At 40.4% G+C, this 7,068-nt stretch carries 7 protein-coding genes; 4 read left to right on the top strand and 3 right to left on the bottom strand.

Features of this window, described 5'->3' with window-relative positions; all coding sequences use genetic code 11:
- Positions 1–10 precede the first annotated feature (10 nt).
- Positions 11–1,759, bottom strand: a complete 1,749-nt coding sequence (spxB, locus tag OXT66_RS07760; protein ID WP_268596800.1) for a pyruvate oxidase — start codon at positions 1,757–1,759, stop codon at positions 11–13.
- A gap of 177 nt (positions 1,760–1,936) precedes the next feature.
- Between spxB and OXT66_RS07765 the strand changes: the two genes are divergently transcribed.
- From OXT66_RS07765 to OXT66_RS07780, 4 genes are all read left to right on the top strand, one after another.
- Entirely contained in the window at positions 1,937–2,803 is an 867-nt protein-coding gene (locus tag OXT66_RS07765) for a hypothetical protein (RefSeq protein WP_268596801.1), read from the top strand.
- A 105-nt stretch (positions 2,804–2,908) separates the two neighbouring features.
- A complete protein-coding gene (locus OXT66_RS07770; protein WP_268596802.1) occupies positions 2,909–3,157 on the top strand; it encodes a hypothetical protein in 249 nt (82 codons plus the stop codon).
- 279 nt (positions 3,158–3,436) lie between these two features.
- On the top strand, positions 3,437–4,693 hold the full coding sequence (tyrS, locus tag OXT66_RS07775; protein WP_268596803.1) for a tyrosine--tRNA ligase: 1,257 nt from the start codon (positions 3,437–3,439) through the stop codon (positions 4,691–4,693).
- 136 nt (positions 4,694–4,829) lie between these two features.
- Positions 4,830–5,045 carry a hypothetical protein gene (locus OXT66_RS07780; protein WP_268596804.1) on the top strand — a complete coding sequence of 72 codons (216 nt, stop codon included), beginning with the start codon at positions 4,830–4,832 and terminating at the stop codon, positions 5,043–5,045.
- A 61-nt stretch (positions 5,046–5,106) separates the two neighbouring features.
- Here the strand turns inward: OXT66_RS07780 and OXT66_RS07785 are convergent, their stop codons facing one another.
- Both OXT66_RS07785 and OXT66_RS07790 read right to left on the bottom strand, forming a co-directional pair.
- Positions 5,107–6,567 (bottom strand): multicopper oxidase family protein, encoded by a 1,461-nt coding sequence (locus OXT66_RS07785; protein WP_268596805.1) that lies wholly within the window; start codon positions 6,565–6,567, stop codon positions 5,107–5,109.
- A gap of 22 nt (positions 6,568–6,589) precedes the next feature.
- Positions 6,590–6,754, bottom strand: a complete 165-nt coding sequence (locus OXT66_RS07790; RefSeq protein WP_268596806.1) for a hypothetical protein — start codon at positions 6,752–6,754, stop codon at positions 6,590–6,592.
- Positions 6,755–7,068 lie beyond the last annotated feature (314 nt).

The following is a 7,068-nucleotide window of genomic DNA, read 5'->3' on the forward strand; positions in this document are numbered from 1 at the left end:
ATCACATTATTTATTTTTGGTGATCTAAGAAGTAACTAAGTGGTTGCAGATCTTCAGCTAAGTAGCGTTTTTTAAAGGCGTTAATTTGGTCTTCACTAAATTGGTTAGGATCTAATTGTAAGTGTTCAACTGGAATTGGTCGTTCATCTAAGATATGGATGTTAATTAAAACTGGAGAACCGGCCTGAGCTATCTCATTAGCTTGATCAAAGGCGGCCTCAAGTTCACTCATCTTAGTAACCGTGATGCCTTTTACTCCTTGAGCTTCAGCGATTTGAGCAAAATCCATCGAGTTCAAATCAATTCCGAAAAATTCATGCTTTTCATCTTCTTGTTCGTCTTGAATAAAGCCCAAGACGTCGTTAGAAAAGACAACGTTAATAATTGGTAAATGGTAACGGCGCTCAGTGATTAAATCTTGCATAATCATAGAGAAGGCTCCGTCACCAGTGAGATTAAAGATTTGGCGTCCCGGATATTGTAAGGCAGCGGCTAACGCCCCAGGAAGGCCAAAGCCCATCGTAGCAAATAAGCCAGAAGTAAACCAACGGCGTTGACCGTTCATCTTCAACATCCGAACCGCATTTTGATCGACTTGACCAACATCGATAGAGAAGACGGCATCTGGGTCGGCAATTCGGTTGAGTTGTTTGAAGGCTGGTTCAACTCTCATTGGATCAGCCGTGCGATCCATGAGGTGATCTAGATATTGCCACCAGTTAGTCACGTTTGCCACGTTCGCAGCGTACCAATCAGATTTAGCTGCCGGAGTGCTTAAGTCCAATAATTTGGTTAAGGCTTCAGAAGCATCAGTTAGGATGGCAATGTCTGCATGATGTCGTTTTCCTAACTTAGCTGGGTTGGAATCGATTTGAATGAATTTAACTTCGGGCCTAAATTCAATTTGGCCAAATGGCAAGTCAGAACCAATAAACAAAATTAAGTCTGTTTTAGACAAGGCTTCGTTGGCCGGTTTAGAAGCTACTCGCATAGAAGAACCTAATAGAGCTTCAAAATCAGTAGGGATAATATCTTTGGCAATAGCGGAAGTGATCACGGGCATTTGTAATTTAGTTGAGAGTTCCATGACCGCATCCGCGTCATTTTTGGTTCCAATTCCGACAAACATTACCGGCCGTTTAGCTTCAGAAATTAACTTAAGCGAGGATTTGATATCTTGATCATTGGGAGCAGCTAAGTGGTTGTAGCGGTGAGCATTAGCCGAAGAATAATTGCCTTTAACTGGAATTTCTTGACCAGCTAAATCGTTAGGAATGATAACAACAGCGGGACCATTATATGCATAGGCTCTTCGAATAGCTTCATCTACTACGTGAGGCAGACTAACTGCGGTAGTTACCGTCCTAGCATAAACTGCCCCGTCTTGGAAGAGCGGATCCTCGTCCATTTCTTGAAAGGCATCAAAGTTCATGTCGCCTTGTGGAGATTGCCCTACTAAGTAAAGCGTGGGAACTTTATCCATCTTGGCGTCATAAATTCCTTGTAGTAAATGAGTGGCACCGGGGCCAGCTGAACCGATGGCTACCCCGATTTGGCCTGCAATTTTGTAATCCGCACTGGCCGCCATAGCTCCGACCTCTTCGTGGCGAACGTGAATGAAGTTAATGTTGTCTTTTTCGGCATCTAAGGCGTACATTAAATTATTAACGGTTCCGCCAGGTAAGCCGTAAACGTGATTAACTCCCCAACTTTCTAGAGTTTGAACCATGGCAACGCCTGAATTAATTGTTTCACTCATAACTATTTTCCTCCTCTACATTTGAACTACTAACTTTAATATCCAAAGCTTAGCGCTTTCAAATAGTAATTACAATTAAGTTGCTTATGGATCTATTCTTTGAAGCAAATGAGAAATAATTACAGGATCAAAAGCAAAGGTTTGCTATAATGGAATTAGATAAAGAGGGGGAAAATCATGCAATTGGGATTATGGATAAGAAAAAATAAAAGTGGTTTATACATACTTTTAGTTTTACTAGCATCTTTTAAACAATATTTGGCTAACCTAACACGGGCTACATCCCCAAATATTTTAGCTTTGATGGATGGCTTTTCGAACCTAGCAGTGTTTATCATTTTGGGACTAGTAGTGGTACTGTGTTGTAGCTCTCGGACTCTTAAGCAAAGTATTGAAATGGCAGTGGTTTTGTTACTAAGTAGTTTTATTGGAGCTCAAAACGGCTTCATATATATGGTACCGTTCTTTTTATTTGCGTACGCTAGCTTAGATATCGACTTAAATAAACTAATTAAGTGGGATCTAGGACTTAGATTAGGAATGATTTTATTTGCTAATATCTTAGCCTGGCAGGGAATTTCTCAAGATGTTTTGATTTATCGTTATGACAGCATGGGCGGAATTCAAATTGTGCGTCACAGTTTCGGTTTTTATCATCCTAATATGTTGATGGTCATGGTTTTATTTGTAATCTTGGAGTGGATGTACTTACGCTATCGTCGGCTAGTTTGGTGGGAAATAGCCATCTTAACTGGAATCACGTTATATTATAACTACCTAACTAATTCTCGAACTTCAACAATGTTAGCCTTATTGGCAATTTTTGGTTGTTATATTTTACAGTTGTTGAATCAACACGCACCTAAGGTAGATCAAGTAATTCGGCGAATCTTAAATACCGTCTTGCGAGTATTTGTTCCATTAGTAGCAGTGATTGATGTCTTCATTATGTATCTACCTAAGAGCAGTACTGCTTATATAAAATTAAATGGGCTTTTAGCCAATCGGGTAGATATCGGTCAATTTTATTTAAAGCAAACCTGAATTACACTATTAGGTGGCAAAATTAGTAAGTACTACGTGATGGATGGTGTCGGATATGGAATTGACAGTTCCTACATTAGAATTCTAGTTTTTGGTGGGCTAATTATGTTGCTATTATTTGTTTGGGTTATGCAACGGGCAATTAATCATATGATCAAATTAAATCAAACTGATATAGCCTGCTTATTTGCGATTAACATGTTACTAGCGTTTACCGAAGCGGTGCCCAACGGTATTGGGCAAAATATTTTAATTTTGGGGATGTTGGCTTACGTTGGCTACGATCGGCTTAGCTCAGTTGAATACAGTACCGTTAACCAATTTAATTTTACCCGCCAGTATGGCTTGATGTGATTGACATTTATAGTGATACCCCGTAAGATGAAAATATCATATTGCGTTGAGCAAATAGAGTAGAAGGTTAGGGGCCAAATAGAAAGCTAACGGACGCTGCAAGTTAGCCAAACTAATCTTTGAAATTACAATTTGGGAGCAATTTAAAATCCGGGTCATTTCGTTATCAATGCTAATGAAGCGATTATCTTATTTGATAATAACCTGGGTGGTAACGCGGAAAATTTCGTCCCTGACATCAATTGATGTTGGGGACTTTTTATTTAGGAGGAACTTTTGATGAATATTTTAGATGATTTAAAGTGGCGGGGCGCCATTAACCAAGAAACCGATCACGACGGTTTATACGAATTAGTTAACGACAAATCCGTGGGAATTTACGTGGGAATCGATCCTACTGGTGACAGTATGCATATCGGACATTTAATTCCCTTCATGATCTTGAAACGATTCCAATTAGCCGGTCACAAACCAGTAATCGTGATCGGTGGGGGAACTGGTTCAATTGGTGATCCAAGTGGTAAGAACTCTGAACGAGTTTTGCAAACCATGGACCAAGTTCACCATAATGAACAAGCCCTTACTAAGCAACTAACTGGGTTGTTTGGTAGCGACGGTAAATTTGATATCGTCAATAACTATGAATGGTTGTCTCAATTATCACTTCTAGATTTCTTGCGAGACTACGGTAAGCTTTTTAACGTTAATACCATGCTAAACAAAGAAGTAGTGGCTAGCCGGTTAGAAGTCGGAATTTCCTTCACAGAATTTACCTACCAAATTTTGCAATCTATCGACTTCTTGCACCTCTACCAAAATAACGAAGTTCAAGTTCAATTAGGTGGTGCCGATCAATGGGGCAACATTACTGCCGGAATTGATTTGATCCATAAGGTTGAAGGACCCAATGCTGGCGTTTACGGCTTAACGATTCCGTTAATGTTAAAGGCCGATGGTACTAAATTTGGCAAAACTGCCGGGGGAGCCGTTTGGTTAGATGCCGATAAGACCACACCTTACGAATTCTACCAATTCTGGTTGAACCAAGATGACCGGGATGTAATCAAGTACTTGAAGTACTTCACCTTCTTAACCCAAGCTGAAATCGAAGACTTAGAAGAACAAGTGAAGACTCAACCTGAAAAACGGGCTGCTCAACGCCGTTTGGCTGAAGAAGTTACTGCCTTTGTTCACGGTGAAAACGCAGTGGCGGAAGCTGAACATATTTCTGCTGCCTTATTCTCTGGTGACGTCGCTAACTTAACCGCTGCCGAAATTGAACAAGGCTTTAAGAACATGCCTACTGTGGACGTAACCAGTGAACCAGCTAACATCGTAGAATGGTTAGTAGATGTGACTGGGATTGAACCTTCACGGCGGCAAGCCCGCGAAGATGTTTCTAACGGTGCCATCCGGATTAACGGTGAAAAAGTGACTGACACTGACGCTACTATTAACCCAGCTGATCATTTTGACGGTCGGTTCGTAATTGTTAGACGAGGCAAGAAGAAGTATTTCTTAGCTCGGGTGAAATAATTAAAATAAAACAGGACTCCGCTAGTTAGCATTGAGTCCTGTTTTATTTTGTAAGTCGTTTAATTTGTATTTTGGCACTAATGCTTTACAATCAAGGTTAATTACTCAATCATCATATAGAAAGAAAGTGACCGAGATGCTTGAAATTGTGTATACAGATGGTGGCGAACCAGCGGAAATTAACTATGCTTCTGCAAAGGATTTTGTAGCTAACCAACAATTAGAAGTACCGGACTTAGAAGACTATTACGTGGTGGTAGATGCGGCTGTTGATGGTAAGCCCATTGAATTAACGGATAAAACGATTTTTGGCCTCTATAACTTTTTAGAAGATCGAGAACATTCAGAATAATCAAAAAGAAGTAGCAGTGGTCAATGTTGATCACTACTACCTCTTTTTAGTTTCAATTCAATTACTTCATATTTGGATCATGCATCATTTCGTCCATTGATAGTAAATGGTATTTAACTGGGTGCTTAGGATCGTAAATTTCAATCTGAGCCATCATTCCGGTATCCTCGTGTTCCAGAATATGGCAGTGATACATGAAAACGCCGGGTTTGGTGAATTGAATTTTGATCAAGACGGTTTCTCCGGGGTTAACGCCGATGGTGTCTTTCCAACCGTGTTCGTTAGCGTAAACGTCGTGACCATCTCGTTTAAGCACTTGGAATTGGCAACCATGAACGTGGAAGGGATGAATCATACCATCATCCATATCGTTGGTGTTAGTAACTTCCCAGAGAGCGACTTTATTTAGTTCTTGGCGGGTATCGATTCGTTGCATATCAAATAATTTGCCATCTAAGCGAACCTCGTCATCCATTCCTGACATAACGGTGTGGAAGGTAGGTTCGGGATCATCAGGGGTTAAATCAGGCATTATAGCCAGAGTTTCCGGTAAACTCAAATCTTGAGGGGCAAACTTGCCGATTTTAAAAGTCAAAAATGACAAATCATCGGTTTGAAGGGTGACAATATCTCCTTCTTGATAATCAGAGAAGTTAACTAAGACATCAGCTCGTTCGGCGGTAGTTAGCATTAAGTGGTCGAATTCAACTGGTTGAGGAAGGAGACCACCGTCACTGCTAATTTGGGTGAAAGGATGGTTGTCACTGAAATGTAGCCGCCATTCTCTTCTATTAGAACCGTCTAAAAATCTCAAGCGCACGATCGGGCTAGTAACTTCAAAGTATGGGTTGAGGGTCCCGTTGATCAATGGGTATTCGCCAAGGGTACCATCAACATCATAACTTTTTTGGTAGTCAAGTTGATTATCATAGTAGGTTCTGTCTTGCATAATAACCGGAATGTCGTTTACGCCCCAGTCGGCTGGGAGGTTTAATGATCGTTCATGTTCGTCTTTGATTAGTACCATTGCAGCCAATCCGTTCCAAACTTGCCGCGCAGTTTCTGGACATGGATGGGGATGAAGCCACAATGTAGCTGAAGGTTGGTCTACGGTAAATGTAATTTTACGTTCGCCACCTGGGTAAACAGGGGCGTGGGGACCGCCATCATCGTATGGACCCACAATGTTTAAGCCGTGCCAGTGAAAGGTGGTGACTTCGTCGAGGACGTTTTTTAGTGTAATATGGTAGGTTTTACCAGTTTCAAATAAAACGGTAGGGCCTAATAAAGAACCGTTATAGCCCCAGGTTTTGGTAACTGCTCCGGTAAGTAGTTGGGTAGTACCTTCTTGAGCAGTTAAAGTATAGTAGATATCATCGCCATCTACTTTGTCGGGGGTCAACATTGCCGGAACATTTAGTGGCGTTTCCGGGGTATCTGGTTGTTGTAAGTGAATATATGCACCGTCATGGGAATCAAAGGCGGTTTTATCAAAAAAGTAATCGTGAATTGTTGAGTTCATTACGGTTCCTCCTATGTATTAGTTATTTACGAAAGCAGTTGATTAGGCAGGTTAGGGATTCTAAAAACATGCCGATCGCCATTACATACATAGCCGCGGTCATTTGCCCAGCAAATACTAAATAAATTAAAATCGCATATAATATGGTGAAACAAGCAGCGATAATTTTAGAATTGGTCATTAACATGGCTTTACTCCTTTGATTTAGTTAGAACAATTCCAATTTAATCCCCTTTCAATGGAATGTAAAGGAATACATCTTGAAAAATGAAACTAATTTACAAAAAGGGCTTGTGCTCTCCGCTAGTATGTGGTTTAATAGTTCTTGTCGGTTGCGACGGGTAACACATCAATGAAAAGCTTTTGAAAATTAATTTTAAAAAGTAGTTGACGACAAGCGCTTCTGATGATATGATATAACACGTTGCTTAAGAGATAAATAAGTTCTTAGCAATGTAAGTAGACCTTTGAAAACTGAACAAAATATTCGATGAAAACAAA

The organism is Lentilactobacillus senioris (assembly GCF_026798195.1).
Classification (GTDB): domain Bacteria; phylum Bacillota; class Bacilli; order Lactobacillales; family Lactobacillaceae; genus Lentilactobacillus; species Lentilactobacillus senioris_A.

Coding starts and splice junctions, on each gene's coding strand:
- tyrS (WP_268596803.1), top strand. CDS start 3,437: ATGAATATTTTAGATGATTTAAAGTGGCGGGGCGCCATTAACCAAGAA.
- OXT66_RS07765 (WP_268596801.1), top strand. CDS start 1,937: ATGCAATTGGGATTATGGATAAGAAAAAATAAAAGTGGTTTATACATA.
- OXT66_RS07785 (WP_268596805.1), bottom strand. CDS start 6,567: ATGAACTCAACAATTCACGATTACTTTTTTGATAAAACCGCCTTTGAT.
- OXT66_RS07790 (WP_268596806.1), bottom strand. CDS start 6,754: ATGTTAATGACCAATTCTAAAATTATCGCTGCTTGTTTCACCATATTA.
- OXT66_RS07780 (WP_268596804.1), top strand. CDS start 4,830: ATGCTTGAAATTGTGTATACAGATGGTGGCGAACCAGCGGAAATTAAC.
- spxB (WP_268596800.1), bottom strand. CDS start 1,759: ATGAGTGAAACAATTAATTCAGGCGTTGCCATGGTTCAAACTCTAGAA.
- OXT66_RS07770 (WP_268596802.1), top strand. CDS start 2,909: ATGTTGCTATTATTTGTTTGGGTTATGCAACGGGCAATTAATCATATG.